At 69.1% G+C, this 26,519-nt stretch carries 27 protein-coding genes; 16 read left to right on the top strand and 11 right to left on the bottom strand.

Annotated elements, in window-relative coordinates:
* Nucleotides 1-21: 21 nt before the first annotated feature.
* The 3 genes from pth2 (at nucleotide 22) to P0D77_RS00515 (ending at nucleotide 2,586) form a co-directional block, all read left to right on the top strand.
* Nucleotides 22-360, top strand: a complete 339-nt coding sequence (gene pth2 / locus P0D77_RS00525; RefSeq protein WP_277555824.1) for a peptidyl-tRNA hydrolase Pth2 — start codon at nucleotides 22-24, stop codon at nucleotides 358-360.
* Nucleotides 360-1,730 (top strand): tRNA pseudouridine(13) synthase TruD, encoded by a 1,371-nt coding sequence (gene truD / locus P0D77_RS00520; RefSeq protein ID WP_277554161.1) that lies wholly within the window; start codon nucleotides 360-362, stop codon nucleotides 1,728-1,730. The genes pth2 and truD overlap by 1 nt, the downstream gene beginning before the upstream one ends.
* An 82-nt stretch (nucleotides 1,731-1,812) precedes the next feature.
* Entirely contained in the window at nucleotides 1,813-2,586 is a 774-nt protein-coding gene (locus P0D77_RS00515; protein ID WP_277554159.1) for a DUF2103 domain-containing protein, read from the top strand.
* 41 nt (nucleotides 2,587-2,627) lie between these two features.
* On the opposite strand, the gene P0D77_RS00510 is transcribed toward P0D77_RS00515, so the two are convergent.
* Nucleotides 2,628-3,134: a bacterio-opsin activator domain-containing protein gene (locus P0D77_RS00510; protein WP_277554158.1), complete on the bottom strand. Its 507-nt coding sequence runs from the start codon at nucleotides 3,132-3,134 to the stop codon at nucleotides 2,628-2,630.
* Between the two features lie 148 nt (nucleotides 3,135-3,282).
* On the opposite strand from P0D77_RS00510, the gene P0D77_RS00505 reads away from it, so the two are divergent.
* The 9 genes from P0D77_RS00505 (at nucleotide 3,283) to P0D77_RS00465 (ending at nucleotide 9,238) form a co-directional block, all read left to right on the top strand.
* Nucleotides 3,283-3,561, top strand: a complete 279-nt coding sequence (locus tag P0D77_RS00505; protein ID WP_277554157.1) for an eL43 family ribosomal protein — start codon at nucleotides 3,283-3,285, stop codon at nucleotides 3,559-3,561.
* Between the two features lie 18 nt (nucleotides 3,562-3,579).
* Nucleotides 3,580-3,714, top strand: coding sequence for a DNA-directed RNA polymerase subunit P (locus P0D77_RS00500; RefSeq protein ID WP_234298621.1), 135 nt, complete (start codon nucleotides 3,580-3,582; stop codon nucleotides 3,712-3,714).
* A 14-nt stretch (nucleotides 3,715-3,728) separates the two neighbouring features.
* The gene (locus tag P0D77_RS00495; protein ID WP_277554156.1) at nucleotides 3,729-3,992 is read left to right on the top strand and encodes a KEOPS complex subunit Pcc1; all 264 of its coding nucleotides are present in this window, start codon (nucleotides 3,729-3,731) and stop codon (nucleotides 3,990-3,992) included.
* A 288-nt stretch (nucleotides 3,993-4,280) separates the two neighbouring features.
* Complete coding sequence (locus P0D77_RS00490) at nucleotides 4,281-4,664, top strand: prefoldin subunit beta (RefSeq protein ID WP_277555823.1); 384 nt, start codon at nucleotides 4,281-4,283, stop codon at nucleotides 4,662-4,664.
* Between the two features lie 3 nt (nucleotides 4,665-4,667).
* Nucleotides 4,668-4,928, top strand: coding sequence for a DUF3194 domain-containing protein (locus P0D77_RS00485; protein ID WP_277554155.1), 261 nt, complete (start codon nucleotides 4,668-4,670; stop codon nucleotides 4,926-4,928).
* A gap of 77 nt (nucleotides 4,929-5,005) precedes the next feature.
* A complete protein-coding gene (locus P0D77_RS00480) occupies nucleotides 5,006-5,212 on the top strand; it encodes an HVO_0649 family zinc finger protein (RefSeq protein ID WP_277554154.1) in 207 nt (68 codons plus the stop codon).
* Nucleotides 5,213-5,288: 76 nt separating this feature from the next.
* Complete coding sequence (locus P0D77_RS00475) at nucleotides 5,289-6,743, top strand: sulfatase (protein WP_277554153.1); 1,455 nt, start codon at nucleotides 5,289-5,291, stop codon at nucleotides 6,741-6,743.
* A gap of 399 nt (nucleotides 6,744-7,142) precedes the next feature.
* A complete protein-coding gene (locus P0D77_RS00470) occupies nucleotides 7,143-8,342 on the top strand; it encodes an AI-2E family transporter (protein ID WP_277554152.1) in 1,200 nt (399 codons plus the stop codon).
* A gap of 74 nt (nucleotides 8,343-8,416) precedes the next feature.
* Nucleotides 8,417-9,238: a DUF8116 family protein gene (locus tag P0D77_RS00465; protein ID WP_277554151.1), complete on the top strand. Its 822-nt coding sequence runs from the start codon at nucleotides 8,417-8,419 to the stop codon at nucleotides 9,236-9,238.
* A 9-nt stretch (nucleotides 9,239-9,247) separates the two neighbouring features.
* Here the strand turns inward: P0D77_RS00465 and P0D77_RS00460 are convergent, their stop codons facing one another.
* Nucleotides 9,248-10,468: a sensor histidine kinase gene (locus P0D77_RS00460; protein ID WP_277554150.1), complete on the bottom strand. Its 1,221-nt coding sequence runs from the start codon at nucleotides 10,466-10,468 to the stop codon at nucleotides 9,248-9,250.
* Between the two features lie 83 nt (nucleotides 10,469-10,551).
* Entirely contained in the window at nucleotides 10,552-10,836 is a 285-nt protein-coding gene (locus P0D77_RS00455; protein WP_277554149.1) for a DUF8028 family protein, read from the bottom strand.
* A gap of 382 nt (nucleotides 10,837-11,218) precedes the next feature.
* On the opposite strand from P0D77_RS00455, the gene P0D77_RS00450 reads away from it, so the two are divergent.
* From P0D77_RS00450 to P0D77_RS00440, 3 genes are all read left to right on the top strand, one after another.
* Entirely contained in the window at nucleotides 11,219-12,544 is a 1,326-nt protein-coding gene (locus P0D77_RS00450) for an MFS transporter (protein WP_277554148.1), read from the top strand.
* Between the two features lie 72 nt (nucleotides 12,545-12,616).
* Nucleotides 12,617-13,354: an SDR family oxidoreductase gene (locus P0D77_RS00445; RefSeq protein WP_277554147.1), complete on the top strand. Its 738-nt coding sequence runs from the start codon at nucleotides 12,617-12,619 to the stop codon at nucleotides 13,352-13,354.
* A gap of 126 nt (nucleotides 13,355-13,480) precedes the next feature.
* Nucleotides 13,481-13,666 (top strand): hypothetical protein, encoded by a 186-nt coding sequence (locus tag P0D77_RS00440; protein WP_277554146.1) that lies wholly within the window; start codon nucleotides 13,481-13,483, stop codon nucleotides 13,664-13,666.
* A gap of 3 nt (nucleotides 13,667-13,669) precedes the next feature.
* Here the strand turns inward: P0D77_RS00440 and P0D77_RS00435 are convergent, their stop codons facing one another.
* The 8 genes from P0D77_RS00435 to P0D77_RS00400 form a co-directional block, all read right to left on the bottom strand.
* Nucleotides 13,670-13,969 carry an antibiotic biosynthesis monooxygenase gene (locus P0D77_RS00435; protein ID WP_277554145.1) on the bottom strand — a complete coding sequence of 100 codons (300 nt, stop codon included), beginning with the start codon at nucleotides 13,967-13,969 and terminating at the stop codon, nucleotides 13,670-13,672.
* Between the two features lie 66 nt (nucleotides 13,970-14,035).
* Entirely contained in the window at nucleotides 14,036-15,964 is a 1,929-nt protein-coding gene (locus P0D77_RS00430; RefSeq protein ID WP_277554144.1) for a hypothetical protein, read from the bottom strand.
* Nucleotides 15,961-18,756 carry a hypothetical protein gene (locus P0D77_RS00425; protein ID WP_277554143.1) on the bottom strand — a complete coding sequence of 932 codons (2,796 nt, stop codon included), beginning with the start codon at nucleotides 18,754-18,756 and terminating at the stop codon, nucleotides 15,961-15,963. The genes P0D77_RS00430 and P0D77_RS00425 overlap by 4 nt, the downstream gene beginning before the upstream one ends.
* Before the next feature lie 12 nt (nucleotides 18,757-18,768).
* On the bottom strand, nucleotides 18,769-20,202 hold the full coding sequence (locus P0D77_RS00420) for a sulfatase-like hydrolase/transferase (protein WP_277554142.1): 1,434 nt from the start codon (nucleotides 20,200-20,202) through the stop codon (nucleotides 18,769-18,771).
* Nucleotides 20,195-20,374, bottom strand: a complete 180-nt coding sequence (locus tag P0D77_RS00415; RefSeq protein ID WP_277554141.1) for an HVO_A0556 family zinc finger protein — start codon at nucleotides 20,372-20,374, stop codon at nucleotides 20,195-20,197. The genes P0D77_RS00420 and P0D77_RS00415 overlap by 8 nt, the downstream gene beginning before the upstream one ends.
* Nucleotides 20,371-22,422, bottom strand: coding sequence for a glycosyltransferase (locus P0D77_RS00410; protein ID WP_277554140.1), 2,052 nt, complete (start codon nucleotides 22,420-22,422; stop codon nucleotides 20,371-20,373). Before P0D77_RS00410 ends, P0D77_RS00415 begins: the two co-directional genes overlap by 4 nt.
* The gene (locus P0D77_RS00405) at nucleotides 22,412-23,758 is read right to left on the bottom strand and encodes an oligosaccharide flippase family protein (RefSeq protein ID WP_277554139.1); all 1,347 of its coding nucleotides are present in this window, start codon (nucleotides 23,756-23,758) and stop codon (nucleotides 22,412-22,414) included. The genes P0D77_RS00410 and P0D77_RS00405 overlap by 11 nt, the downstream gene beginning before the upstream one ends.
* Nucleotides 23,759-23,775: 17 nt before the next feature.
* A complete protein-coding gene (locus P0D77_RS00400) occupies nucleotides 23,776-24,663 on the bottom strand; it encodes a hypothetical protein (RefSeq protein WP_277554138.1) in 888 nt (295 codons plus the stop codon).
* A gap of 329 nt (nucleotides 24,664-24,992) precedes the next feature.
* Between P0D77_RS00400 and P0D77_RS00395 the strand changes: the two genes are divergently transcribed.
* Nucleotides 24,993-26,504 (top strand): molybdopterin-dependent oxidoreductase, encoded by a 1,512-nt coding sequence (locus tag P0D77_RS00395; RefSeq protein ID WP_277554137.1) that lies wholly within the window; start codon nucleotides 24,993-24,995, stop codon nucleotides 26,502-26,504.
* The last annotated feature ends 15 nt before the right edge of the window (nucleotides 26,505-26,519 follow it).

Genomic DNA, 26,519 nt, shown 5'->3' with positions numbered 1-26,519 from the left:
CTCCGACTCCGAGGTATGAGCATGAAGCAGGCCATCGTCGTCAGGACCGACCTCGGGATGGGAACGGGCAAACTGGCGGCACAGGTCGCTCACGCCTCGCTGTCGGCGTACGAGGACGCCGACGGGAAGACCGCCCGCGCGTGGAAAGGTGAGGGGCAGAAGAAAGTCGTCCTCAAGGCTGCCGGCGAGTCACAGCTATTCGAACTCGCGGACCGTGCCGAACGCGAGGGCCTCCCGAACGCCGTCATCCGCGACGCGGGCCACACGCAACTGGACCCGGGGACGGTGACGACGCTCGCCGTCGGGCCGGGTGACGAGGCCATCGTCGACAAGGTGACCGGCGACCTCTCGCTGTACTGATGCGGGAGGCACACCCTCGCGAGCGAGCGACTGGCGTCGACTACTACGTGAGCGACGCCGACGGCATCGGCGGTCGCCTCCGCGTCGCGCCCGAGGACTTCCGGGTGCGCGAACGCGAGCGGATGGACCCAGAACCACTCGACGCCCACGAGGGGTCGTACCCGTTCCTCCTCCTGCGGGCCACCCTTCGGGGCTGGGACACCAACGACTTCGCGGGCGCGCTCTCGGATTCGATGGGCGCGAGTCGCGAACGCGTCTCGTGGGCCGGCACGAAGGACAAACACGCCGTCACCACGCAGTTGTTCACCGTTCGCGACGCCGACCCCGACGACCTCCCCGACCTCGACGGCGCTGATATCGAGGTGCTCGGGCGCGTCGGCCGGGCACTCACCTTCGGCGACCTCGCGGGCAACGAGTTCGAGATTCGCGTGCGCGAGGCCGAGGGCGACCCCGCTCCGATCACACGCGACCTTCGGGCGTTCGCGGCGGGCGAGGACCCGGAGACAGTCGACCTGGCTGATGACGAGACGGACGGAGATGGGTCCGTCGCGGTGGCGGTCCCCAACTACTTCGGGCACCAGCGCTTCGGGAGTCGTCGGCCCGTCACCCACGAGGTCGGCCTCGCGGCCGTCCGCGGCGACTGGCGCGGGGCGGTGCTGGCGTACTGCGGCAACCCGAACGAGGCTGAACCGGAGGGCTCCCAGCGTGCCCGCGAGGTCGTCGAAGACCAAGCCGACAGCGCCGACCCGGACTGGAGCGTCGCCCTCGACGCGATGCCGGGCCGCCTCCGCTACGAGCGGTCGATGCTCCACCGTCTCGACGAAGGCGCCGACTGGCGCGAAGCGCTGGAGGCCGTCCCCTCGAACCTCCAGCGACTGTTCGTCAACGCCGCGCAGTCGTACGTGTTCAACCGCATCCTCAGTGAGCGCCTGCGTCGCGGCCTGCCGTTCACCCGCCCCGTCGAGGGCGACGTGGTGGCGTTCGTCGAACGTGACGTCGCGTTCCCGAAGCCGGATATGGACCGTCTCCAGCGAGCCACAGATGGCCGAGTCGACACGCTCGCCCGACACTGTGAACGGGGGCGCGCGTTCGTCACCGCACCACTCGTGGGGACCGAAACCGACCTCGCGGACGGCGAACCGGGCGAAATAGAACGGGAGATCCTGACCGACCTCGACATCGAACCGGACGACTTCGAGTTACCCGGTGAGTTCGAATCACGGGGGACGCGCCGGGCGATCGCGGTGCCGACGGACTTGACCGTCTCTGAACGGGAGGGCGACCCAGTGTTCGGGTTCGCGCTCCCCTCGGGGTCGTACGCGACGGCGCTGCTGCGGGAGTACCTGAAGTGCGACCCCGAGCGACTCTGAAGCGAAGCGACGCGGCGTCGCTACCCCTGTCGAGACGGCTCAAACGAACGCGTTTATCCACGCGCCACCCTTCACGTCGACAATGAACTGCCGGCGGTGTGGCTCGTCCCTCCGAAAGCCCGGAGACTACTGTCTCTCCTGTGACACCGCCAACTGCGAGAGTGTCGTCGTCGACTTCGAGACGGATCGCGCGACGCTCACGATGCTCGGCTTCGAACCGGAGCATCCCGGCGACGACTTCGACCCACACGACCTGGTCCTCGGCGAGACGACCGTCACTGCCGTTCCGGACGACGGAGAGCGGACGGCGACCGTCTACCTCCGTAACTTCGCCGGACGCGTCGCCGACGAGGTGCGCCGCAAGCGCCCGGAGACGGTGTACGCCGCCGGGGAGCGTGCGCCGCTCCGGGAGGCCCGCGCGCAGTTGCACTACGAGTTCTACCGCGTACCCGACGACGACCCGGTGGGTGCGGTGTTGGAGCGTCGTGGCGACCCCGCACTGGAGGTGGTAGAGACACCGCCGGAGGCGAAACTCGGCGGGTCGCACTCGACGCTCATCGGCGAGCGCACGGGGATGAAAGCCATCCTCACGGCGGCGGGCCACCCGCACGTCAAGAAGATCATTCCCGGCCCCATCGACGCCGGTGGACAGGGCTCACAGAGCGGCCTCCGCGCGAAGGTGACGCGCGCGGACCACCACGGCAACGTCCGACTCCTGCTTCGCGACGGCTCCAGCGTCCAAGAGAATCGCGTCGTCACGACCGCGGGCGACCGCGAGATGGGTGAGCGAGTGCGGGACGACCTCAACGAAGTGCTGACCGACGCCGGGTTCGACGAGGAAGGAAGTCGGCGATGACGGCGGGGTAGTGAGCCCAACAGTGTGGCGCGTCCGCCGGCTCAGACTGTGCCTTGGTCGCCCGCGAGGCCGTACTCGTCGGCCTCCGAGCGGGGGTCGGCACGCTCGTACAGGGCGTGCAGCGTGAACGACACGTCGCGTTCGCGGCAACTGTCGCGGTAGCGCGCTAGCGCCGCCCGGTCGGGGAACTGCACGCGGAAGTTCCACCCAGTGTGGTCGCCGCGTGCCGAGACGGGGTGTGCACCGGTCTCGGCGAAGGCGTGGTACGTCGTCCGCCGGGTCGCCTCGCGTGCGAGCGTCGCCCGATAGAATCGGAAGTCCGGGCCTTCCCCGAGGATGCGGATGTCCTCGACGGAGGGGTCGTTTCCGAGGGCGTCCTCGAAGCGCGTGAGGTCGTCACCACGGGCGAAAAACTCGATACGCGTGGTCTCACCCTCGACCGTCCGCTCGAGGTCGGCGGTGACCTCGGGGGCGGCCGCAAGCGCGTCACGCAGTACGGGCGTCGACAGGTTGAATTCGGCGATGAGCATCCCGGCGTCTCCTAGCACAGTAGCGGCCACCCACGGAGATAAAACTGTGCCACGAGGTCGTTCGTCACACACCCGCGTCGTCGCCGCCGATACGACGACACTCGGTGTCACACTGCCAGACGAGATTCGCGGGGTTTTTGACGCCGAACGGCGAACCGACTCCCATATGGCTGAACAGAAGAAGGCGCGGAAGGTCGGCAGCGCCGGCCGGTTCGGCGCACGATACGGGCGTGTCGCCCGCAAGCGCGTCTCCGACATCGAAGCACAGATGAAGAACGCGACGGTCGACGGCGACTCAGTCAAGCGCATCGGGACCGGTATGTGGGTCAACAAAGAGACCGGCGAGACGTTCACCGGCGGCGCGTACCGCCCCGAGACGCCCGGCGGCCGCTCCGTCCGGCGTAGCATCCGCGCCGCGCTCGAAGACGAGAGCGTCGACGAGTAATCACCCCTCCTCTCACAGATGAGTTACAAGTGTTCCCGGTGTAAGCGCGACGTCGAACTCGACGAGTACGGCGGCGTGCGCTGTCCGTACTGCGGCCACCGCGTGCTCCTCAAGGAGCGTGCGCCCGACGTGAAGACGGTCGAAGTCAACTGACGCGGGCGCCCGCCGTGCCCGACACGTACGACCACCGCGCTGTTCTTTCGTTTCCCTACGCCGACGAGCGGCGCGCACGGGTCGTCCACGACGCGATTCGCGTCGAGGTCGGCGGCATCGACGACGACCGCTCGACCGCCGACGTGACCCGAACCGACGACACCGTCGAGGTGGTCGTCCGGGCACGCGACCTCGTCGCCCTGCGGGCGGGCGTCAACACGTGGACGCGGTTAGTCGAAGCCGCCGAGACGGTCGCGGCGGTCGGCGACTCGCAGTAGGAACCTGTTAGCGGCGGCGCGAGACGCTGTCGCGTTCGATCGCGGGTCGCTCACTCACGTCTCGCTCTTTGCCGGCGGCTCGGCCCTTCAGACCTCGCCGCTGGAGAGTCGCGGCCTCACTCGCACCACTCGTTCGACCGCGCTTGTTCTGTGGGCGGAGCGGCCCGGAGACCGCTCCGCCGCTGATCCGAGGCGCTCGTTCGCTCGCGTCGCTCGCTCACTCACGCCTCGCCTCCGATGACCGGGTTTTTCACCCCGAAGCACAACTGCCCGTGTATGCAGGGTAGTCTGCCGCCAGAAGCCCAAGAGAAGATCGAGGAACTCCAGGACCTGCAGGAGCAGGCCCAGCAACTCGCAGAGCAGAAGCAGTCCACGCAGACTTCGCTGACCGAGGCGAAGGCCGCGCTGGACGCGCTCGAAGACGTCGACGAGGAGTCGACGATGTACCGTGAGATCGGCGAGATCCTCGTCGAGACCGACTACGAGACCGCCTTCGACGACCTCGAAGAGAAGGTCGACACGCTGGAAATGCGCGCAGAGCGCTTCGACTCCCAGGAGTCGAAAGTCCAAGAGCAGTTCGAGGACCTGCAAGAAGAACTCCAGCAGATGCTGCAGGGCGGCGCGGGCGGCGGCCCGATGGGCCCCGGCGGCCCCGGTGCCGGCGGCGCGTAAGCCGTGAGCGAGGAGCGACCGGATCCGACGGACGAGGAGGTCGTGCAGACCGCCTCCGAGGCGGCGGAAGGCCTCGTCCTCGACCGGTACAAACAGTCAGAACTGCGTGACTTCGACGTCACCGTCACCTTCGTCGATGGTGTCCTTGACGTCGACGTGTACATCAACCCACCGGAGGACGCGGCCGCCGACGCACAACAGGTGGCCGACGAGGCCGCACGCGCGGCCCGCGACGCCGTCGACGACCTGTTCGACGACGCCTAACCGGCCTCCGGTGTTCTTCGCGGTCAGATAGGCACTTGGTAGGTAGTCTCAAACCCACGTAAGAGGTATGTTATCGTATGGCAATGAAGCGGCCGAGCACCAGCGCTCTCGAACTGTACCGCGAGCAACTCCGTGACGCCCCGACGTGTGGGAAGTGCGGATTCACGGACGAGGGCGGAACGTGGCGAACCGCGTACCGCGAACGGCGACTGGTGTACCGACACATCTGCCCGCGGTGTGGCGCGGTCGACCGACGGGAGTTCCGGTTCGACAGAAGCGGGTGACCGGTCGCGACGGGGCGGGCCGTTTTGACGAGACGTAGAAACGTTTACGCAGGCTTCACTCCTCTTTCGATCCGTTGTGACTGTCGCAGGCGACGCCCCGTCACGGGGGGTCATCCTGATTACCGTCGACTCGCTCCGTGCTGACGCCCTCGGGCCGCACACGCCGGCGCTGCGTGATCTGGTTCGGCGCGGAACCACCTTCGATGCAGCCATCGCGGGCGGCAACTGGACGCCGTTCTCGTTCCCCGATATCCTCGGTGCCCGTCCGGTGTTCGCGGACGCCTCGACGCCGGGACCCGCCGCCGACCCGACGCTCGCAGAGACGCTGTCGACTGCCGGTGTTCGAACCACCGGCGTCAACGCCGGCAACGGCTTCATCACGGAGTACTACGGCTACGACCGCGGCTTCGACGAGTTCGAGTCGTTCCTCGACAGCGGTCGCACCCCACTCGGGCGATTCCTCACCACGCATCCGACGGTCAACGGCTGGGTGCAGTACCTCGGCTGGCCGCTCGGAAGCGCGGCCGCGCGGCTTCGTGGCCGCGAACGTCGCCACGCCGTCGACACCTCGCACCTCCACGCGCTCGAACGCCGCGCGTTGCGTGCCGTCGAGTCGGCTGCCGAGGACGACGCCGACCAGCCGTTCTTCCTGTGGCTCCACTATATGGACGCACACACGCCGTACGTCCCCGCTCCCCGCCACGTTCGCGCCGTCACCGACGGGGAAGTGGGCAGCGTCCAGACGCTGTTGGGCCACCTTCGCGCCGGACTCGGGAAGGAAGTCGACGAGTCGACGCTTCGGACGCTTCGCGCCCTCTACGACGCGTCCGTCCGACAGATCGACGAGTCGGTCGACCGCGTCCTCGGCGCCGTCGACGATGCGGGCCTGCGCGGGGAGACGACGGTCGTCCTCGCGGGCGACCACGGCGAAGAGTTCCTCGACCACGGCCACCTCGCGCACTACCCGAAACTGTACGACGAACTCGTTCGCGTCCCGTTCGTCGTCGACCACCCGAACGCGCCGCCCCAGCGTGAGTCCGACGTCGTTCCACTGAGCGACGTGCCGCCGACGGTGTGTGATGCGCTCGGCATCACGCCGCCGACGTCGTTCGCGGGCGAGAGCCTCCTCCCGACCGTCGTCGACGGCGTCGCACCCGAGCGCGGGCCGGTCACGTCGCTCGCGATTCGGGGCGACTCCGTTACCAGTCAGCCGATTCCCCGCAGGCTGAGCGACGGAACGCCACTCGTCGCCGCGCGGACCGAGCGCTGGACGTACATCCGCGGCCCTGGCGACGCCGTCCGCGTGTTCGACCGCGAGGCCGATCCGACCGAACACGACCCGCTCGACCCCGACGTCGTCCCTCGTGAGACACTCGTCTCGCTCGAACGGGCCGTAGACGAGCGACTGGCCGCACTCGACGGGTCGCCCGCGGCCGGCGACACGGCTGACCGCGACGACGGCGCTAACGAGGGTGACGACGACCTCCCGGACGAACTCGCACGTCGCCTCGACGCCCTGGGCTACCGCTGAGTCGGCGGCGCTGTGCGAGTTGCCCGGGCCGTCCGGCGCTCGTGTACGACGCTGATGGTCCTGCAGCGCTCACATCTCTTGCAGGAGCTACGTTCGTACGCGTCACCCCGACGTGACCGCGGCGGCACCGTTCCGCGTATCTGACGACGCGTGCTCGCCTGCACCTCGTAAACGACGACACACTGGTGGAGCGAACTCACGCGGCCGCACCTCCTGACCACCCCGGATCGGGCGGCGACCACGAATCGCTGAGCGTACTTCGCGCCGATGAGGAGTGCATCGGTTTGGGCGGCCACACGGATGGAGGCGAGGGTGCGGGTAGCCGAGTAGGGGCTGACAGACCACCTCGCAGTTGTGTAAGCCACAGGCTACACACCACGCGAGCGTGAACCGGGCCGTATGGACCTGCGTTCGCCATCGCGGTCGAGACAGTTGTGGCTCGCGGCAGTCTTCATCGCGGCCGGCGTCATCGGCCTGTTCATCTACTCATTCGTCGGTACCGTTGTCCTCGGTCTGTTCGTCTATTATGCCGCCCGACCGGTCCACCGAGCGGTAGTTGCACGCGTCGACAATCGCTCACTCGCGGCGACGCTCACGATGCTGGCGCTGGTCGTGCCGGTGTTGACGCTGGTCGGCTACGCTGGCGTTGTCGCTTTCCGCGAGTTCACGGCTGTCGCCGATCCGGACGCGGTCGACGCGGCGTTGGGCTTGCTCCCCGGCGACCCGCGCTCCATCTCGGCGCTGGTTCGCGAGCCACCTGCGTCGCTCGCTCGCCTTGACCGTCTCGACCGCCTGCAAAGCGGTGTCTCCACGTTCCTCTCAACGACCGGGACCGTCGCCACTGGCGCGTTGCACCTCACGCTGTCGCTGTCACTGGCGTTCTTCCTTCTGCGCGACAGCGTACGCCTCGACGCGTGGGTACGCGAACGCGTCGCAGACGCGGAGACGGCTGCGTACTCGTTCTTGCGGGCGGTGGACGCCGACCTCGAACGAGTATACTTCGGTAACGTTGCGACCGTCGGTGGGGTGACGGCCGCGGCCGTACTCGTGTACAACGGCTACAACGCTGTGGCGCCAGCGACCGTATCACTCCCAGTTCCGACGCTGCTCGCGCTGTTGACCGGCCTCGCGACGTTCGTTCCAATCGTCGTCGGGAAACTCGTGTACGTCCCTGCGACAGCGTATCTGTTCCGCGAGGCGGCGGTCGCCGACGCCTCCTTCCTCTCGCCAGTCGCGTTCCTCGTGGCGTCGTTCCTCCTGCTCGACATCTTGCCGCAGACGGTCGTTCGGCCGGTGCTGTCGGGGCGGACGCTCCACACCGGTCTCGTGCTGTTCGCGTACGTCCTCGGCGCGGCGCTGTTCGGCTGGTACGGCCTGTTCCTCGGTCCGTTGCTTGCTGTCGTCGTCGTCCAAGTCGTCGCCCACGCGTTCCCGCACGTCGTCACGGGCGACCCAGTCGACGTGAACGCCGATGGTGTCGACATTGGCTCGGATCCGCATCCAGCTGATACGGACTCCTCGGAGACGACTCCCGAGGCGAGCGATCACGGCGACGCGGGCGGGACTGACGGCGCCGGCGACGCGACTGGCAGCAACTGAGCGAGTGGCGTCGCACAACACGGGCACACCGCTAGACCGAGCCACATACGGTCGCTGCCCTCCACGAGCAGATAGTGACGCTGCTTCGACTGCTGGCCGCCCACGAGGTGGCAGACTTCGCAGAGTGGTTCCGCGCCGGTGCGGAGTACACCGACTACGTGGCCGACGGGATGGGGTTCGACCGCGCGGGCATCGGGCCGTCCGGCGCGGACCCATTGGCCGACCCCGACCCGACCGTCGCGGCGCTGTCGCGCGGGGAGACGGCGCTCCCCCGCGGCGTCGCGCCCGTCGTCGCGGCCACCTACCTCGGCGACGCGGAGTTCGGCCCGCCGTTTCTCGCGTACACGCCACGGTGGTATCGACTCGCGCTGGCCGGGCCGGTCGCCCTCGCCCGTAAGCGCCTCCGGCGTGTCGCCGAACCGTTCGTCCAGCAGGCGGCGACGGGCGGGACGCACGCGACCGACGGCGGCGACTTGACGGCCGTCCGGTCGTCGCTGTCGCCCGAATTTTCTCGGCCTGCGGAGTTAGCGGTGGGGGCCGAACGAATCCACGCCATCAGAGACGCCGGCGGCGTCGAGGCGTTCCGGCGGTCGTTCGTCCTCGCGGACGCGGTGTTGCACACCGAGTGGTTCGCAGACGTGGCCCGTGCGGCCGGCGTCGACGTCCCGCAGACGCTTGTCGAGCGAACGATCCGAGAGTCGGCGGCGTACTACACCGACGAGCGTGACACGCTGTCCCCGCGGATTCGACGTTTCCAACAGCTCTTGTTCGCCGACGACGCGTGGGTGCGCGACGTCGACACGAGTTACCGGCTCAACTCGACGCTGTTCGGCGTCTGGGAGCGGGTGCTTCGGGAGGAACGGCGGCGACTCGAACGGGCGGCGGGAGACGACTGAGTCGGTGGTTCAGGCTACCGGCAGACTGACCGTCACCGTCGACCCGTCGACAGTCGTGGTGCCGCCGCAGGAATCGATGGCTGCCTTCACCGTCCACAGGCCGAGCCCGGTTCCGTGCGTCGTCTGCGTGATTTCGGCGTCCTCGAACACGGTCAACCGCTCGTCGGCGGGGATGCCGTCGCCGTCGTCGGTGACCGTGACGGTCGCCCGTCCGTCGCCCCCGCTCTCGACCGTCACCTCGACGCTCGGGTCCGTGCCCGCGTGTTCACAACTGTTCTCGACGAGTTCTGCGACCGCTCGAACCACGCGCTCGTCGCCGCGAACCGGCGTCGGTCCCGGCGTCGACACGCGGATTTCGGTCTCTGGATACCGGTCGCGAACGGCCTCGACGGCCCGCCGAACCGCCGTCGACAGGTCGACCGAGTCCGTGCGACCGACCGGCTGCTCGTACGCCGAGAGGATCCGGCCGGTCGACTCCGCGTAGCCGCCGAGTCGGTCGGCCCGCGTCGCGATGATCGACAGCGATTCGAGTGCGGTGTCGACATCGGGCGTCGGCGTCTGTGTCTGGTCGAGAGCTTCCTCACCGTCGCCGTTGCCGTCACCGCCGCCACGAGCGTCGACGCCGCCGTCGGTCGTCGCCGCGCCGCCGCGGAGCGCGTCGCGGGCGCGGGTGGTGTGTCCCTCGACGACGTTCACGTCGTTGCGGAGATTGTGTCTGAGGACGCGTGCGAGGACGGCCAACTTCCGGCGCTCGCGTGCGAGCTGGCCCGCACGGACCCGTTGGACGTCGTAGAAGCCGATGATGACGTGGGCAGCCGCGCCGACCGCAAGGATGTTCGCGACGAGGAAGGTGCCGCTTCCGGCGGCGCTGAGGCCGGCGGTGACGACGTGGATACTCATCACACCCCCGAGTAAGAACAGGCCCATCAGGTTCCACACCGCCACTCGGAGGAGGTTCCGAGCGGTGAAGCGACTGCGGTACAACACGACGCCGACCGTCGCGAGGCCGAGTGAGACGAGTGTCCCGACGACCGCGACCCCCGCCTGTACTGGCCCGACGGCGGCGGTGATACCGCCGGCGTTCGCGATTGCCAGCACGACACCGGTCACGGTAACCGACAGCGCAGCACCGATCCGAACCGGGTGGCCGTCTGCGCCGTCACCGACGCCATCGACCGGTTGGAGGCCGAGGAGTGTGGAAACGCGCTCGCGGAGGGAGTGCTCTCGCATCGTGAGTCGTCTCAACACCGTGAGCCAGCGTGATAAGCCTACGCGAACAGTCGACAACCCGACAACTCTGCCGGCTGTGGCGCTCAGGCGTCGGCGTCGAGGCCGTGGCGTCGACCGACGACGAGGGTGGCGACGTGCACGAGCACTAGACCGCCGATGAGGAGGGGGTGATTCGCGGTTGTTCCGGTGAGGAACGCCGGGAGGTACGTCAGCGGGAACAACGCGGCGGCCCAGAAGGCGACCGCGCGGACGACGGCGACGACCAGGTCCGCGACGTCGCGGACGGACTGGAGGAGGCTGCCAGCGGGGACGTTGTCGAGGGCGGTTCGGGCGGAGGGCGTGGGGGATGTTCGGTCGGTCGTCGACATTGGTGAGCGCACTCGGTGCATCGACTGCCGACCACCTATACCCGTCAGACCGTTGGGCAGTGTTCGCTTCGTTCCACCGTCGTTCACGACCGTTCACCGCTCGGCTGTCGGGAGCAGCTTCATTTTAAGACTGTTTCAAAATCACTTAGACAGTTTATTGGCTCATTTGCGACCGTTTTGCGTCGCCGGATCGATCGCGACAAGGTCGACCTTCGAGGGGTCGGTGTCACCTCGACATCGCCTCGGTCGCGTCTCGCCGCCCGCCCGCGCGCTGATGCGGGGGCGCGAGTGGCTGCCACGACTCGTGTGTTCGGCCCGCACGCTTTCCGGCGATGCCCGCCGCGAGCGGTGCGCTTTGCACGCCCGGGATGTTTCGGTTCGTATGACTCCGCTCTCTACGCTCCGTTCCCGTCTCGACGGGGGAACGGCGCTCGTCGGCCTCGCCGCGGTGACGCGCGTGACGGCCGGCGCGCTGTTGGGTACGTCGCTGGCGGTCCACGTCGGCCGCACCGGCACCGCGCTGGAGGTGTCGCTGCTCGCGACGGCCTTCTCGCTCGGTATCATCCTCTTCGCGCCGGTCTGGGGTGCACTTGCAGACGTGACTGGTCGCCGTCGACTGATCCTCGTCGCGACCGGACTGGGTGCGACGCTGGCGCTGACGCCGCTGTTCGCCATCGAGGCCCTGGCGAGCGTGACCGACGGCATACTCCCGGTCGCCGTCGACTCCGTGTGGGTACAGGTCGGCGTCCGCGGCCTCTACGCCGTGTTCATCGCCGGCTTCGCCCCGCTAATGCTCACTGTCGCCTCCGAACGCGGTGGTGCTGGCGGCCGCGGGAAGTCCGTCGGGTCGTACAACGCCTTCACCGCCGCCGGCGCGGGCACCGGCCAGTTCGTCGCGGGGCTCCTGTTGGGTGCGCTCATCCCCAACGGCGTCTACGTCGTCGTCGCGGGCGTCTCCCTGCTGGCGACGGTCGTCGTCGCGTTCGTCGACACGGGCGAGTCGACGCCCGACCCCGACGCGGGGTCACTCCCGAGCGAGGTACGTTCGCGACTCCTCCCCGCGGCGGGCGAGCGTGACCACCTCCGCACGAACGGCCTGGGGTGGCTGTATCTCGGCTTATCCGCGCGCCAGGCGACCGTCTCCGGCGTTGGCGCGTTGATGCCCGTCTACATCGTGACGACGCTCGACCTGCCGGAGGTGTGGATGGGTGCGGTGCTGGCGTTCAACCCCGTCTCACAGACCGCGCTGATGTACTACCTGGGTGGCGTCGTCGACGAACGCGGACGGAAACCGATGATCACACTCGGGATGGCCGGGTCGGCGGCGTTCGGTCTCGTCGCGGCCGCGGCGGTGTTCGCGCCCGGCCGCCTCGCGACGGCGGCCGTCGTCGCCCTCGGCTACGTGACGCTCGCCATCGCCTTCTCCGCGATGTGGACCGGGTCGGTCGCATTCGTCGGCGACGTCGCCCCCGAGAATCGCGAATCCGAGTTGATGGGGCTGGCGTCGACGTTCCGCTCGGTCGGCGGCGTCGTCGGACCCCTCGGCGTCGGTGCCGTCGCGACCGTCGCGGGCTACCCGACCGCGTTCGCCGCCGCGTCCGTCCTGGCACTCGGTGCGGCGGGCCTCGTCTCCCTTCGCGTCGCAGAGAGCAGCCCCGCCGCTGGGACCGCCGCGGTGTCCCGTCCGGGTGTCCCGGCCGACGACTGACGGAGGCCGCGGACGAGCAGTGGAGCTGTCGACGGGAAAACGGCTATCTGGCCGGCGACTGTCGCCCCGAGTATGCACGACATCGACGGCGACGTAGTCGCGATCACGGGCGCGAGTTCGGGTATCGGCGCGGCGACCGCACGGACGCTCGCGGCCGCCGGCACAGACCTCGCTCTCGGCGCACGACGGGAGGACCGCCTGACCGCCCTCGCCGAGGAACTCCGCGACGAACACGGCGTCTCGGTCGAACCGATTCCGGTCGACGTGACCGACCGCGAGGCAGTGGACGCGTTCGTCGCGACGGCGACTGACACGCTCGGCGGTCTCGACGGCGTCGTCGTCAACGCGGGTATCGGTCTCGACGGCGACGTGGACACGATGACCGAGGAGGAGTATCGGGCGATGATGGGCGTCAACGTCGACGGCGCGTTCTACACCGCGCGGGCGGCGATTCCGCACCTCCGAGAGTCAGACGGGACGCTCGTGTTCGTCGCCAGTTTCGCGGGCGAGTATCCCCGCCCCGGCAACCCGGTGTACGCCGCGACGAAGTGGTGGGTGCGCGGGTTCGCCCACAGTCTCGAAGGCGACGTGGGAACCGACGGCGTCGCCGTCAGCGTCGTCAACCCGACCGAGGTCCGCACGGAGTTCGCCTCCGAACAGGGTGAGTCGTTCGAGGAGCGGTTCGACTCCGACGACGTGACCGACCCGACGGCCATCGCCGATGGTATCCGCTTTTGCCTCTCGCAGGAGGGTACCGACACGGTGAGCGAACTCGACCTCTACCGGCGCGACAAGTTCGCCGGGTGGTGAACGTCACGTAGTCGTGGTCGTCTGTGGTGAGTTGTGGCCGTCTGCGGTGAGTTGTTCCAGGTTCCGCTTTGGCGGTGGGCTAACCGGTGAGTATTTATTGTGGTGTGCTACCAATCATCAACCGCTATGCAACTGGAGTGTTCGATCTGGCGTGCCTGTACCGGAGACGACGCGGTCGCGCGGGCGAGCGACGCGTCGCCGCCGCGGTCGTTCCGGAACCGTCCGGTCTGTGGGGCGTGTCTGGAGGCACTCGACGCGGACCCGACGGTCGACCTTCGAGTCGAAGAACAGTTCAGATCGCCGGCCGCCTGAGGCTCACGCCGGCGTCGGTTCGGAGGTGGTCGTCTCCTCCTCGTCGAGGAACACCATCGTCGGTTCGCCCACCACGCCCGCCTCCTTCATCTTCGCGGCGAGGTCGGGGTCGTCGACGAACGACCGCGCGTTGTCGAGGCTGTCCCACTCGAACAGAATCGTGACCCGGTTCGGGTCGTCGGCGCCGCGGAGCAGTCGGTAGCCCTGTGAGCCGTGTTCGGCTCGCGACGTCGCGTGGTCGTCGAAGTGCGGCTTCCACGTCTCGTAGTCCTCGACGGTGTGGTCGATCATAATCGTCGTCATCTAGTTCACCACCGTACCGGTTCGTTCGCTGTGGGCAAAGCCGTGTGTACGGGGAAGTAATCCGTTTCAATCACGGGGCCTCGTCCGTCGACCGACCAACTTCCGCAGACTCCCGCCGACGGTCGCCAGCGAGACGACCGACCCGAACGCGAGCGCCGACCAAGGGACGGCAGGGCCATCCGCCGGCCACGAGGCCGGGTCGCCGCCGTCGAACGCGCGGTTCTCGTAGAGGACGAGGCGGTCACCGCGATACACCGTTTCGAGCGCGGGGTCGGCGTCGAGGGTGACGTAGCGCTCGTAGTCTGCTGTCTGCGAGACGACGACGTACTTCACGCCCAGCGGCGCGACGGCCGCGCCGAACCCGTCGCCGGGGTCGTCTGCCAGGAGGGCACCGATCCGTCGGTGGGTCGGGTCGGTCGCCTGACTCCCGATGCCGAGGTCGGGGTCACGGCTCGCGACGGTGTCCGGCCCGAAGAACAGCGGCGCGGGCGCGGCGACGGTGCCGCCCGCCCACTCGTAGCGTATGTACTGGTGCCACGGGAGATACAGCGTCCGAAACTCGGCGTCGTCGTCGGCCAGTTGCTCCTCGACGGCGTGCCAGTCGTCGGGGTAGTCGGTCGCCTCGAACTGGCCGCCGAAGCCGGCGACCATCGGCGCGGTGTACGTCACGGGGAGCGCGACCACGCAGACGAGGAGGAGGCCGGCGAGCAGGCGTCGGCGGTCGGCCGTGAGCGAGCGTCGTTCCGCGAGTCTCGTCAGATCTGCCCGGATCTGCCGCACGCCCAACGCACCGAGGAGCGCGTACGCCACCGCGAGGAGGCCGACGAACTTCCCTGCCTCGCGCATCCCCGCGCCGACGGGCGTCGTCGCGAACGCGCGGTACACCGGCGCGACGGCGGGCACTGCGACGCCGAGACCGAGGACGGCCGCCACGAGACCGACGAGCGCGAACCCCGTCGCCGCCGGGCTGTCGGTGATCAGCCACCCGTACACCGCGAGCGTGAGGAGGAAGACGAACCCGCAGACGACAAGCCACAGCGGCGCCACGTCGAACGGGTAGACGTACCCCTCGCGCCAGAAGCCGTACAGCATCGCCACCGACAGCGGGACGTTGCCGAGGACGCTCCCGCGGGGACTGAACGCGGCCAGGTCTGCACCATCGACGGTCGACAGGTGCGAGTCGCCGCCGAGGACGGCCGCGACCGCCGGCAACAGCCAGTAGGCGTTGACGCCGACCGCGAGCGCACAGAACCGCACGGCGCGGGCGACCGTCTCCCGGGCGGCGTCGGTGTCGACGCCCGCGGCGGCGACCTCGACGACGAAGAGGACCGCGCCCCCGACTGCCGCGAGGACGGCCGCGTGCGGGTCGAATACGGCGACGAGCGTCACCCACGCGAGCGCACGGGTCGGTCGGGACTCCTCGCCGGCGACGTACGCGTGGAAGGCGACGACCGCCAGCGGGAGGACGGCGTACCCGAGCGCGAAGAACCACTGGCCCGCGAGGAGGCGGACGTACAGAAACGGATTGACGGCGAACAGTAGCCCCGCAAACAGGCGGGCCACGAACGGGGCGGTCCCGTCGCTCGTCTTCCCGAGTAGTGCGCCTGCCGCGGCGTAGCCTACGTAGCCAGCGCCCGCGACGATGCCGACGAGGATCACACGCTGGACGACCCACGCGGGGACGACCGCGGACACGGCGTCCACCAGTGCGACGAACGGGAGGCGACCGTAGTACAGCGGCCCCTTCGCGTCGAGCGCGAACTGGAGGTGGGAGGCGTCCGGCGCGAACACCATATCTAGCGCGGGGAGGAAGCCCTCGCCAGGACCTAACGGCGGGAGGAACGCGAGCGCTGCGACCGCGAGGAACAGGCCCGCCGCGAGGCGGTTCTCGCGCCGACGGCGCTCGCGGCCGTCGCGCCTGTCACGGTCGCCGCGGTCGTCACCGTCGCCGAACTCACCGCGGTCGCCGTGGCTGTCGTCCCCCCGGAGGTTCACGGCAGGTCGGTGGAACCCCCGTCGTCATAGCGTTCCCGGAGTCGGCGGACGACCGGTGGGGCGGTGAGTGCGAGCAGCGTCAGCGCCCACGCGGCCAGCCACACCCGGACGACGAGGCCGCGGAGGCCGCCGCCGGTCCACGCCACCTCCTCGGGCGTCGTGTCGGTGAAGCCGTTCGCCCACCCCTGCGCCCGGAAGTGCTCGGCGTCGGGCGACCCGGACCAGCCAGCGGCGTAGGAGGTGCGGACGGTCGTCACCGGCGTCTCGTCGAACTCACCCGCGACCCAGTAGTCGAGGACGGTCCCGTTCTCCGTCTCACGGGTGACGAGTCGTGCGTCGTCGGGGACGGCGTCCGGCCGTTCGCCCTCCTCGATTACGATTCCGGCACCCTGCCGGAGGGTGTCGTTGAACGCCAACTGCCCGTCGAGGACCGTCTCGGCGTCGACGACGCGCACGGTCGCGTCAGCGTCGGCGGCCGCCTCGGCTCCAAGGTTGACCGCGACGACGGTGGCGTTCTCGGGCGGATCGTCACGTCCGTCGACGACGACGCCCGGTATCCCCTCGCCGTTCGCGGTGAAGCCAGTCGCCGCGGGGTACGTCGACCGCGCGACCGTCACCTTGCGGACGCGTATCTCACTGGAAGCGTTCGGCTTGATCCGAATCGACAACGTGTCGCCCTTCGCGGTCACCGCCTGCGGGAACGCCGACAGCGGGACGACCTCGCGGGTGACCAGCGAGTCGGGCGACTTCTCGCCCTCGTACCAGTAGAGGGTGGCGACGCCCGCGCCGGTCGCGTTCACGTCGACGCGGTACGGGTAGCCGTCGCGCGTCGACACCGCCTGTGCGACGGGCAACGGCTGGGTGTCGCCGTCGACCGCGAGTTCGACGCCGCCGCCCCCGCTTGTCCCGACGTACTCGGTCGTCCGTCCGGACTCGTTGGACGGCGTCCACCAGCCACCAGTTCCGTCGTCGAACGAGGGGTTCGCGAGCAGGTTCTCCCCGACGACCTCTGTGTCGGTCGACTCGGAGTACACCAGCGCGTGGAGACCCCGCTCTTGTACGACGCGGTCGCGGTCGGGGACGCCGGTCACGCGGTAGACGGTGAACCCGTTGGTCGTGAAGGCGCGTTCGTACGCCGACGACTCAGCGAAGCGGGCGTTCAGCGTCGCGGGGTCGCCGAACAGCCACGGCGACCCCCACTTCGACTGCACGCGCGGCGCGCCGTTCCCGTACGCGCCCGGCGGGTCCGACTCGACGACGACGTACTGCACGCCGAGGTCGCGCAGTCGCCCGTGGACGGGGTCGCCGGCGGCGACGTCCTCGAACAGGTGAGTGACGTACTCGACGTTCGGGATGCCCTGGACGAGGCCGCCGCTCTTGATGCCGACGTGGTTCGGATGGGTGTCGCGCAGGCGCAGTTGCGTGGTGTAGCCGTACGGTACCCACAGCGCCCGGCCGTCCAACTCGTCGGCGACCGTCTCGTACTCCGCGGGCACGGCGTAGTCGTCGCCGCGGACGCCCTCCAAGCCGAACGCGCCCGCCGCAGGGGCGGCGTACGCGACCAGCGAGAGGACGACGAGGCCGACGAGGAGACCACGGATCAGGGGGTCGCGGGCGTCACTCGCCCGCGAGCGATGCGCGTCGAGGTCGAAGGCACCTTGGGCGAGAGTCCCTGCCCGCGTGCCGTGGAGGACCGTCTCCAAGCCCGCGCCGAACAGAAGGCTCAGCGACAACAGGAGTGGGTACTGGAGTTTCGCGGGGTTGCGCACCGACCAGAACAGCGGGATGGTCTCGAACAGCGGGTACGTCAGTTGCAGCCAGGTGAGTGAGACGAACGCGACACAGCCGACTGCGATGGCGTAGTACAAGCGGAGGCGCTCGCGTTCGACCGCGAACAGGGCGACCAGCGGGATGACGAGGCCGATGACCATCGTCGGATCGGTGTTGTAACCGAGTTGGTTCATCGCGAGCATCCCGTGGTTGCCGGCGAGTCGGAGGACCGCCAGCGGGTCGGCTTGCTCGTAGTTCCACTGCAGGGTGGTCCAGAGGACGCCGTCGCCGTCGCCGAAGCCGGCGGCTCGCTGGAGGATGTGGTGGACGTTCGGCAGCGAGAGGACGACACCGAGCCCACCGCTGGCGACGAACTTCGCGAGTTTCGGGAGGTTGTCGCGCGAGCGGTACGCGAAGTAGGCGGCGAACGGACCGATCATCCAGAAGACGAGCCACGGCACGATAGCGGTCGCGCCGAACACGACGCCGACGAGGACGGCGGGCCGCCACGTGTCGCGTTCGTCTATCTCGTAGAGGAAGTGGACGATGAGCGGGAAGCCGACGAAGCCGATGAGCGTCGAGACGCCGCCGTTGACGAACTCGCCGATGGTGACGGGGTTGATGGCGTACACGGCGGCCGCAAGGTAGCGTGGGATCGGGCGCTCGACGAAGCGGCCTGCGAACACGAAGAACGCCGCGAAGCCAGCGGGGACAAGCGCGAGGTAAAACAGGTTCTGTCCGAGCGCTCCGCCCACCGCGGTTACCGTCCCGAGATACGCGGGCATCACGTTGTACACGTACGGGAAGCCGAGACCACCTTCGTGCCACGTCCCGAGGAACTTCGCGAACGCCCGGCCGCCGTAGTAGGGGACGAAGTCGCCGAAGGCGTACAGTCGACCCAGTTCGACGCCGCGGAGGAGCATCGCGTACGCCAGCAGGAACAGCCCCGTCCCGACGGCGTGGGGCGCGAGGTCGTCGCGGGAGACGTCGAGGCCGAATCGAGTGCCCTGCGAGTCGCTCATCCCCGTCGCACCTCACACATAGCCCAGGTCCTCCAGGCGCTGTTGGGCCATTCCCGACACCCGGCGTTCAGGCTCGGTCCCGTCGGGCCACGCGGGAAGCGCGTCGTAGAGGTCGGCCTCCACGTCTGGTGGGAGGTCGGCCTCCTCGGCGGTTGCGCCCGAGTCGTCGGGGAGGCGAAAGCCCACCGCGGCGTCGTCGCCGCGGGAGACGATCAGTTTCCAGCCGTCGCGGTAGACGGCCTTCTTCTCGTGGCCGTAGCGGGCGGCCTCGACGAGTGGCACCCGGTCTTCGGGGACGCCCCGCGAGAGCGAACACCCGCTGGTCGCCAGCGTCTCCATCTGCCCAAGCGCGTCCAACAGCGTCGGCGCGATGTCGACCAGCGAGGGCGTCCCCCTGTCGCGAACGTCGAGTCCGTCGACTGCCAGCGGCACTCGCGCGACCGCCTCGAACGGCGTGCCCCCGTGGTCGATGCCGTACGCCGGGCGAGAGTCGCGGAACGTGCGGCGGTCGAGGGTGGACTGCTCCCACAGTGCCTCGCCGTGGTCGCCGGTCACGACGAGTGCCACGTCGTCGGGCAGTCGCTCACGGAGCACTTCCAGTCGGGCGTCGACGTGGGCCGCGGCCGCGCGGTACAGGCGGCGACGGTGTCGGCGGTAGCGCTCACCCTCGGGACCGGGGTCGGTATCGGCGCGGAAGCGCCACCGCCGAATCCCGTCGATGGAGTCGTCGACGTCGAAGCGGTCCCAGTACGCCGTCGGTGGGTCGACCGGTTCGTGGAGGTCGCCGAGGTGGAGGTACGAGCAGGTCCGCCCGTCGCGTCGGCGGTCGAACCACTGGAGGAAGTCGTCGATAACAGTCGTGGCGGGCGCGTCGTCGTACACGCGGTTCGTCGCGAAGCGACCGCCCACCGCGAAGAACGGCATGTGGAACGCGAAGCCGCCGTAAGTGTCGTAGCCCGCGGCGGCGAACAGTTCAGAGAACGTCCGTTCTTCCTCCGGGAGCGTCGGCGGGATGACCAGATCGCGTGCGCCTCGGTCGGCGTCGTCGGACTGGCGCATCGACCCGTGTTCGTGGGGGTAGCGCCCGGTGAGCAGCGACGTGACGGCAGGGAACGTCCACGGTGACGGCGTGACGGCGGTGTCGACTTGTCGCTGTGCGAGAAACGGCGTCGTCTCGCTGTCGACCACGTCGGCACGAAGCGCGTCGACGACCACGCAGACGACGTGTCGGGGTGCGTCGTTCGCAGGTGCCAGCGACGGGAACTGGTCGGCACGATGCGCGAACGACCGATCTGCGCGGACTCGCTGCACGCGATTGTACGGCACCGCGAGCAGGCGCTTGACGCTGTGTGGGAGCCGCTGTGCGAGTCTCCGGGTCACGTCGTCGAGGGTGGATCCCTCGTCGGTTCCGTCGTCCGTGTCGGCGGCGGACTCGCGCTCAGTCATCGTCCCACACCCGCACTTGCGGCGTCCCGCACTCGTCGCAGACGACTGCGTCCGTCTGTTTGAACGGCTGTCGGTCGAGCGTCCCGTCGCAGGCGGGCAGCGTGCAGTCGTCGCCGTCGAGGCGAGCGAGTACGTCGCGGCCGGTCGGCCGTCCCTCAGGTCGTTGGCTCACGCATCCTCACCTCCGTCGGTCGCGGCGGCCGTCGGCGGTGTCGACGGGTCCGTGAGCAGGTCGACCATCTGGTCGGTCGTCTCGGCCATACTGACACGGTCGCCAGCGGCGGCGTTGGTACGGGCGATGTCGCGCAGGCGGTCGCGGTCGTTCCAGAGGTCGACGATGCCCTCGGCGAGCGCCGTGGGCGAGTCGGGGTCGACGAACGCGGCTTCCCCGCCCGTCTCGACGGTGGAGGTACGCATTCCCTCGTTCTCGAAGGCGATGACGGGCTTGCCGTAGGACTTGGCGAGTTGGAAGACGCCGCTGACGCCGGTGCAAGTGTGGTACGGCATCAGAACGGCGGTGGCCGACCCCCACACGTCGTCGAGGTCGTCCTCCTCGACGTAGCCGGTGAAGGTGACGCCCGGTTCGTCGCCGAAGCGAGCCTCCAGTTGCTCGCGGTGGCCGGGGTAGTCGGGGTGTGACCCCCCTGCGATCACGAGTTCGGCGTTCGGCACCGCCTCGCGCACCTCGCGGAACGCGCGGACGGTCGTCTCGATGTCTTTCGTCGGGCCGAGGAAGCCGAACACGAGCAGGCGCAGCGGCGGGTCCAGCGGCGCGACCCCACCGTCGGCCCGCTTGAACGTCCCGTGCGGGACGTGGACCGGGTCACCCAGCGGGTAGCGTTCGGCGACGATGTCGCGGTACTCGGCGGCGGTCACGGTGGTCGCGTCCGACAGAAGCACCAGTTGCGTGGCCGCCCGCGCGCCGACGCGTTCGAGCGTGCCGACGGTGTCGTCGACGTGGTCGTCCTCGACGATTTCGAGGAGGTCGTGCAGCGTCGTGACGACGGGCACGTCCAGCAGGGCCCGACACAGCGGCGGCAGTGCAAGGCCGAGGAACCGGTAGGCGTTCGTCGTCCCGAAGTACGTCATGTGGAGGTTGAACTGGACGGCGTCGTACTCGTCCTCGCGGAGTTCGCGGACGAGGTCCCACGCCGAGCGAGCGGAGTCGCGGGCCCACACGCGACGCACCTCGTAGTCACCGCGGTCCTCGACCGCCGGAGCGCGGTCCGTACGCCGTGCGAACACCGTCACTTCGGTGTCGTCGCGGGCGGCGTACGATCGGGCTAACTCCTCGCCGTACTCCGCGAGGTGGCCTCGGTTAGGCGGGTGCGAGGTGACGAGTGCGACGTGCATCGGGTCGTCGGCGTCTGGGCTGGTGTCGACAGTCGGGCCAGTGTCTGCCTCGGCGTTGGCCCCGCCGTCGGAGAGCGCTCGCGGCGTCTCCGGGAGCGACCGCCGGATGCGGAGCAGCGACCGGAACAGGGCGGGTGCGTCCGTGCCGACGTCGACGTCGCTGTCGCCGGGGTCGTCCCACGCGATGGGCACCTCGCGAATGTCGAAGTCGTGGCGGTGCGCCAGCGCGAGCAGTTCGGTGTCGAATGCGAACCCCGTCTCGTCGACGTCGGCGGCGATTGCCGTCCACACCTCGCGACGGAACGCCTTCGCGCCACACTGGAAGTCGCTGACGGGAACACCCGTCATCCCACGCGCGAGCAGACGGTAGCCCCGGCCGAGCGTCCGTCGGACGAGCGACTGGCCCGTCCGGTCGGCGTCGCCGGCGTCTCGCGACCCGGCGGCGACGGCGGCGGTGCCCCACTCGACGGTCCGGTAGAGACGGTCGAGGGCGTCGACCGTCACCGCGCCGTCGGCGTCGACGAAGCCCAGTACGTCGCCGTCGGCGGCCGCGAGGCCGTCGCGGAGCGCACCGCCTTTCCCGCGGCGGTCGTCGCTCGTCGCGAGCGTGACGCCGTCGTGTTCACCGACGCGGTCGGCGGCGGCGGCCGTCTCGTCGTCGGGGGCGTCGAGGCAGACGACGACTTCGTCCCACCCGGCGATCAGGAGGCGTTCGACGAGTCCCGTCCACACGTCCGGTCGTTCTTGATACACCGGGAGGACGACCGAGCGCTCGGGCGAGCGGTCGTGTGGCTGGTCGCGGGCGTGGTCGGCGGACTGTGCTGTGGGTTCGGTGTCTGTGCGGGTGTGTGGACTGTCAGCGTTCATTGGAAGAGTCGGTGGAGGTGGTCGTGAGGCGGGTCGGGTCCAGGTCGACGTCGAGTTTCACCGCCGCGAGGCCAACGAGGAACAGCGCGGCGTTCGAGATCAGGACGATCTGTGCGACTTGGATCAGCGAAGCGTGGAACGTCCAGATGAGCGCGAGTTCGACCACCGAGCCGACGGCGAACACGTAGACGTAGCCGGTGCGGTCGCGGGCCAACTCGAAGTTCAAGACGACGACGGCGAGGACGACGCCGACGATGGCGAGGCCGTACCAGCGGACCAGCGGCGCGGCGGCGACGTACTCGGGGCCGTACGCGAGTGCGAGGAGTCGTTCGGCGAACAGCCAGAAGCCGACTGCGCCACCGACCCCGACGAGCGCTGCATACGCGAGTGCGCGGTCGAACAGTGCGTGCAGCCGCTTGTTCCGTGCGGCGGCGTGGTCGGCCGTCACCTTCGGGAACAGTGCCGTCGAGATGCCCATCGGCAGGAACAACAGCACCTTCCCGAACACCGACGCGGCGGCGTAGTAGCCGGCGTCGACGGCCGGGAAGAAGTGCTTGACCACGATGACGTCGGCGTTGGCCGGCACCGTGAGACAAAACCCCGCGATGGCGGCCGGGACGACGTAGCGGTACGCCCGGCGGTAGCGGAATTGGGTCGTGGCGGCCGCCGGTCGACCGAGGTTCCAGAGGAGGTACGCAGTCGAGGCGGCGAGGACGACCGCCGACCCCAACGCCACCGCGGCGAACGCGCCGTACAGTCGGAGGCCGGCGAGGACGAGGGCGACGCCAAGCGCGAGTTTCACGGCCGCCTGCGCCACCTTGAACGCGCCGAGGGCACCGAACCGCTGGAGGCCCTGTAGCGTCCCCTGGTTCGCGGTCAACACGAGTTCGACGCCGATGGCGACGGCGACGACCGTCACCGGTGCGGCGGAGTCGAGGCCGAGAAAGCCCGCGATGACGGGGCTTGCGGCGACGAGGAGGACCGTCCCCACGACGCCGAGGGCCGTCGAACGCAGCAGGAAGCCGCGATAGAACGCGGCGCGTTCGTTGGGGCCGTCGAGTTCGGCGGCGAAGCGAGAGGCGCTGAACCTGACGCCGCGGCCGACGACGTGCAGGAGGTAAAACAGCGCGAACAACGCGCCGAACGCGCCGTACGCCTCCGCGCCGAGGACGCGGCCGACGAACACCTGATAGCCGTAGTTGAAGCCACCGGCGACAACGGTCGCGGCGGCCATCACCCCGCCGTGGTGGACGAGGTCGTCGGTGCTGACGGTGCGGACGGCGTGGGCGAATCGATGTACCAGTCGCTCAAACGGGAGCGTGTTCTGATCAGACATGAGTGTGTCTCAGTCGATCAGCGCCCGCCTCGCGGGACGTCCTCGGGCGGCCCGTTGCCGTTCGCGTGGTCTGGTGGGCCGTTGCCGTTCCCGGGGTTCGACGGCGGTCCGTTGCCGTTCCCGCGGTCGTCGGAGTCGGCGTCTTCGGCCTCGTCGGATTCAGACTCCTCCTCGGACTCTGTCTCCGTCGCCTCCTCGTCGGCGTCTTCTGTGTCGTCAGCGTCGTCGGACTCGTCTGCGCCGTCCGCATCTTCAGCGCCGTCTGCATCGTCCGCGTCGTCCGCGTTCTCAGCGTCGTCGGGGCCGTTATCGGGCCCTTCACCGCGGTCGGGCGGCGACCCGTTCCCGGGCACGAGGACCTCGAACGACTCGACGTTCGAACGGAAGCGGTCGTCTTCCTCGGGCGTGTTCACGGTGAGGAAGACCTCGTAGTTCCCGTGTTTGAGCGCCCGCGAGTCGAAGGCGGCCTCGACGGTAATCGAGGTGTCGGCGTAGCCGTAGCCGTAGCCGACGGCGGCGTCGGAGCCGTTCTCACCCGCGCGTTCGTCGATTCCACCGTCGTAGCCGTAGCCGTATCCGTAGGCACCGTCGGTACCGGAGACGGTGACATCGAGTGACCGTCGCAGTTGTTCGATCCGAATCTCCCCCTGTCCAGCGACGCCCGAAGACGGCGTTATCGCCAGGACAGACCCGTTTGGCGCGAACGTGACGCGAACCGCCTCGTCGGGCGAGTCCTCGGGTTGGATCGTCAGCGTGAGGCTGTCGATCCGAACGCGTTCGTCGTCGCGGACGTCGACCGTCGAAGTGAACGCCACCGCGTCGGGTCGCGTCACCTCGTCGGGACCGTCTACGGTCGTCCGCACCGCAGCGGACGTGCCCGCGAACGCGACGAGCGATGTTATCAATATTGATACTACCAGTGCCGTTAGCAGACGCTGTCTGCGTGGATGTGTGCTCCCCCCCATCTATCTATACTCAGTTGCGAGTGAGGCTACGAAAACAGGGTAAATAAATTACACGGCTCTAAGCAGAATTATAACTCTTCGAAGGCTGAAATTTTATCTCGCTGAACTGTCTTCGGCTCGCACAGCTGTCTCTCGACCTGCGGCGAGTGAGTGGATGGTCGGCGTCGAGGGAGTCGAGACGAAGTTTGTACGGAGTTTGCACGGACCTTGTGCGGACCTCGCCCCGAGTTCGAACAATCCCTATGACGCAGAACGCCGTTCGTGTCAGTATGGAGCACGACGCACGCACCACGGCGCTGGCGGCGGTCGTCCGTGAGCACGGCCCAGCGGTTCTGCTCGCGGTGGCGGCGGGAGTCGGTGCCGTCGCCGGATCGTTCGCGGTCGCTGGCCGCCTCCCGGGGTTCGTCGCCGCTCCGGTCGCCGAGGTGGTCGTCGCGGCCACACCCGACGTCATCATCCGCTACTCCATCCTGCTGCTCGGCAGCCTCGGCGACAGCCTCGCGTTCCTGCTGGCGCTCGCGCTCACGGCCCTCCTGTTCGCGGCCGTCGTCTGGACGGTTCACCGCGCGGCGGCCGCCGTCGACGCCGACCGATTCGACGCCCCCGTCGCCGCGACGACGCTCTCGCTGGTGGCCGTCCTCCTCTTCTCGTTCGCACTCGGCGGCGACGCCGCCTCCGCGCTCGGGGCGACGGTCGGTGCGTCGATTCCGCTCGGCGTTGCGACGCTGGCCAGCCGGTCGGTAGAGCCCGCGCCGGCCGGGAGGCGGGCCGCCCTCGGGAGTCTCGCGGCGGCCATCGGCCTCGTGTTCGCCGGTGGCGTCCTCGGCTCTCGGCGCACCGTCTCGGCGGGCGACGCCGACGCGACGGTCCCCGCTGACTCTCCCGAGGGCCAACTCCTCGGGATGGCCCGCGACAACTCGCTGGACGTTGAGGGGTTAGAGCCACTCGTCAGCGACGAGTTCTACACGGTCGACATCAACCAGGTCGACCCAACGCCCGACCCGGACGAGTGGACGCTGTCGGTGACGGGGGCTGTCGAGATGGAAGCGGAGTACACCTACGACGACCTCACGAGTCGCGACCCCGAACATCGGTTCAACACGCTCCGCTGTGTCGGCGAGCGACTCAACGGCAAGAAGATGGACAACGCCCTCTGGACGGGCACCCCGCTGATGGACATCGTCGAGGCAGCGAACCCGCAGGGGGAGTACGTGATGCTCCGTGCGGCCGACGGCTTCTTCGAGGAGTTCTCCGTGTCTGCGCTCCGGTCGGGCTTCCTCGCGTACGGAATGAACGGCGCCCCGCTCCCCCGCGGCCACGGCGCGCCCGTCCGGGCGCTCATTCCCGGTCACTGGGGTGAGATCAACGTCAAGTGGCTCACCGAGATCGAGATCCTCGACGAACCGATGGACGGCTACTGGGAACAGCGCGGCTGGCACGGCACCGGCCCCGTCGAGACGGTCGCCAAACTCCACGTGATCAACCGCCTCGACGACGGCCGCATCGAAGTCGCAGGCCACGCCTACGCCGGGACGCGCGGCGTCGACCGCGTCGAGGTGTCCGTCGACGGCGGCGAGACGTGGACGGATGCGTCCCTCTCGGAACCGCTTCCCGGTGACGACGTGTGGCGCCAGTGGGTCCACCGCTACGACTCGCCCGGCACAGAACACGAGGTGGTCGTCCGGGCGACGGATGGCACCGGCACGCTCCAACCGGAGGACGAGCGGGGGTCGTTCCCCAACGGCCCCGCAGGCTGGGTGTCACGGACCGTGAACGCGTGACGGCGACGCTCGCGG

Source organism: Halobaculum limi (assembly GCF_029490015.1).
GTDB lineage: Archaea > Halobacteriota > Halobacteria > Halobacteriales > Haloferacaceae > Halobaculum > Halobaculum limi.
Note: the sequence above shows the minus strand (reverse complement) of the source record. Positions and strands in the feature narration are given on the sequence as shown.

Bases quoted from the DNA above. Each gene is read 5' to 3' on its own strand.
- pth2 (WP_277555824.1), top strand. From the start codon at position 22: ATGAAGCAGGCCATCGTCGTCAGGACCGACCTCGGGATGGGAACGGGC.
- truD (WP_277554161.1), top strand. From the start codon at position 360: ATGCGGGAGGCACACCCTCGCGAGCGAGCGACTGGCGTCGACTACTAC.
- P0D77_RS00515 (WP_277554159.1), top strand. From the start codon at position 1,813: ATGAACTGCCGGCGGTGTGGCTCGTCCCTCCGAAAGCCCGGAGACTAC.
- P0D77_RS00505 (WP_277554157.1), top strand. From the start codon at position 3,283: ATGGCTGAACAGAAGAAGGCGCGGAAGGTCGGCAGCGCCGGCCGGTTC.
- P0D77_RS00500 (WP_234298621.1), top strand. From the start codon at position 3,580: ATGAGTTACAAGTGTTCCCGGTGTAAGCGCGACGTCGAACTCGACGAG.
- P0D77_RS00480 (WP_277554154.1), top strand. From the start codon at position 5,006: ATGGCAATGAAGCGGCCGAGCACCAGCGCTCTCGAACTGTACCGCGAG.
- P0D77_RS00470 (WP_277554152.1), top strand. From the start codon at position 7,143: ATGGACCTGCGTTCGCCATCGCGGTCGAGACAGTTGTGGCTCGCGGCA.
- P0D77_RS00460 (WP_277554150.1), bottom strand. From the start codon at position 10,468: ATGCGAGAGCACTCCCTCCGCGAGCGCGTTTCCACACTCCTCGGCCTC.
- P0D77_RS00455 (WP_277554149.1), bottom strand. From the start codon at position 10,836: ATGTCGACGACCGACCGAACATCCCCCACGCCCTCCGCCCGAACCGCC.
- P0D77_RS00450 (WP_277554148.1), top strand. From the start codon at position 11,219: ATGACTCCGCTCTCTACGCTCCGTTCCCGTCTCGACGGGGGAACGGCG.
- P0D77_RS00445 (WP_277554147.1), top strand. From the start codon at position 12,617: ATGCACGACATCGACGGCGACGTAGTCGCGATCACGGGCGCGAGTTCG.
- P0D77_RS00440 (WP_277554146.1), top strand. From the start codon at position 13,481: ATGCAACTGGAGTGTTCGATCTGGCGTGCCTGTACCGGAGACGACGCG.
- P0D77_RS00435 (WP_277554145.1), bottom strand. From the start codon at position 13,969: ATGACGACGATTATGATCGACCACACCGTCGAGGACTACGAGACGTGG.
- P0D77_RS00425 (WP_277554143.1), bottom strand. From the start codon at position 18,756: ATGAGCGACTCGCAGGGCACTCGATTCGGCCTCGACGTCTCCCGCGAC.
- P0D77_RS00420 (WP_277554142.1), bottom strand. From the start codon at position 20,202: ATGACTGAGCGCGAGTCCGCCGCCGACACGGACGACGGAACCGACGAG.
- P0D77_RS00410 (WP_277554140.1), bottom strand. From the start codon at position 22,422: ATGAACGCTGACAGTCCACACACCCGCACAGACACCGAACCCACAGCA.
- P0D77_RS00405 (WP_277554139.1), bottom strand. From the start codon at position 23,758: ATGTCTGATCAGAACACGCTCCCGTTTGAGCGACTGGTACATCGATTC.
- P0D77_RS00395 (WP_277554137.1), top strand. From the start codon at position 24,993: ATGGAGCACGACGCACGCACCACGGCGCTGGCGGCGGTCGTCCGTGAG.